The sequence below is a fragment of the Streptomyces sp. NPDC005195 genome (assembly GCF_040608315.1).
GTDB classification, from domain to species: Bacteria; Actinomycetota; Actinomycetes; order Streptomycetales; family Streptomycetaceae; genus Streptomyces; species Streptomyces kaempferi.
Window position 1 is genome coordinate 1 of sequence record NZ_JBEXHZ010000284.1, and the last position, 1,892, is coordinate 1,892.

Sequence of the window (1,892 nt, forward strand, 5' to 3'; positions counted from 1 at the left end):
CAACCTCATCCGACTCCACGCCTGGTGGCACGGCCGCCCCCTCGACCGCGCCAATCACTGCCACCTCGCCAGACTCCAACTAAGCCTCACAGCATAAGAGTTGGAATTAGCCACCAAGATCGCGCAATGTTGGAGGCGGACTTTCGGTAGGCCGCGGTAGCGGGCCCGGCGGATGCCGGTGATGTCGAGGGCCTGGTTGATGGTGCCCTCGACGCCGGCCCGGAGGGCGTACTTGTTCTTCCAGGTGTCGGTCTTCTGCTCGGCGCGGGCTCGGGCGAGGTTGTCGTGGAGTTTCTCGGGCCTGAGGGTGAGCATGCGACGGCCGGTCTTCGAGGTGGTGAACTGCTTCTGGAAGGGGCAGTCGCGGCAGGTTAGGACGCTGAAGGTGATCACGATGGCGTCTGTGCCATGTTGCTGAACGGGGTTCCAGTGGGAGCTGGTCTTCCCGGCGGGGCAGCGGACCTGGCGGGTCTTCCAGTTGATGGTGAAGGCGTTCTTGTCGAAGCCCTGGGCCGCCTTGGCCTGCGCGGAGTGGTCCAGAAGGACCGGAGTGACCATGCGGATACCGTCCTGCATGGCCTTGGTGATCAGGTCGGCCGACGGGTAGCCGGAGTCGAGGTAATGCTCGGCGGGCTTGACACCGTGCTCCGCGAGGTTCTGTTGGATGGGAGCGGTCGCCTTCACGTCGGGCACGGTCGCGTCGGTGGTGTGCACGTCAGTGATCAGATTCGGCATCCTCCCGGACCCGGCGTCGGCGTCGGCGTCGGCGTCGGCGTCGGCGTCGGCGTCGGCGTCGGCGTCGGCGTCGGCGTCGGCGTCGGCGTCGGCGTCGGGGAGTGTGCCGCACGTTTCGGTGAGGTGGATCTTGTATCCCATCCAGAATAGGTCCTCGCCCTTGGCCGCCCAGCGTGCGTCCGCGTCGTAGGGGGAGGCAAGGCGGAATTGACCGGGCGGGACGCCGTCATCGGCGTCCCGCTTCCTGATCACCTGCCGTCCCCGGGCATCGGACCGGATGATGTAGGTCTGCACCAGGACCTGCCGCAGCAGATGCACCGCCTCGACCTCACGGATCCACACCGGGACGTCCTCGGCCCAGGCCGCCCGGCACAGAGCGAGGGCGTCCTGGCCGAAGACCTGGGCGAGGCGGTCACGTTTGGCCTGTGAGGACGGCATCCGCCAGCCGTCGGTCCTCGATCCGTACCGCTCGGCGAACTCCGTCACATCGATCTGTCCGGCCAGCCAGACCGGCGCCGCGACCGCCAGAGCCTCCAGCGCCGCCCGCACGCTCTCCCCGGCCAGCTCCAGCCGGTTCAAGTCCCGCACCGCACTGATCACATGGGTGGAATCGGTGCGCTGCTTGCCCCCGGCCACCACCAGACCGGCGTCCTTGCAGTGCTCAAGGAGCCGGTCGAAGACCACCCGCTCCATGCCGTTGTCCGCGAGCCGGGCCCGGAACCTGGACAACACGCTGGCATCGAAGCCGGTGTTCGTCAGTTCCGCCCCGAGCGCGTACTTCCAGTCGATGGCCCGCACCGCCATCGCCGCAGCCTGTCGATCAGTGAGGTCCTCGGCGAACTGCAACACCGTGACCAGCGACAACACCGCCGGCGACAGCCCCGGAGCCCCACGCACCCCGAATGCCCCCGCGAACGGCTCGGCGACGAAGACTTCCGCGAGGCGGTCCCGCACCCGTATCGCAAGGCTTCCCTTCGGGAACGCCGCCCGCGCCACCGCCACGGTCTGTTCCGGGATCTCCGGCAGCCCCACCGGCCGCATCGACATCCGTACCGCCTCCACGGTGTGGTTCCCCCGGGATGCGGAGGATGTTGACAGAGGGTCAGATGGTTCTCATGAGAGGAACATCGACCATGGCCGCTCCCAGGAAATACTCG

General features: G+C 67.7%; 1 protein-coding gene. It reads right to left on the minus strand.

Annotation, left to right across the window (positions count from 1 at the left end; genetic code table 11):
• Nucleotides 1-54 precede the first annotated feature (54 nt).
• Nucleotides 55-1,797 (minus strand): transposase, encoded by a 1,743-nt coding sequence (locus tag ABZV34_RS39000; RefSeq protein ID WP_356287893.1) that lies wholly within the window; start codon nucleotides 1,795-1,797, stop codon nucleotides 55-57.
• Nucleotides 1,798-1,892 lie beyond the last annotated feature (95 nt).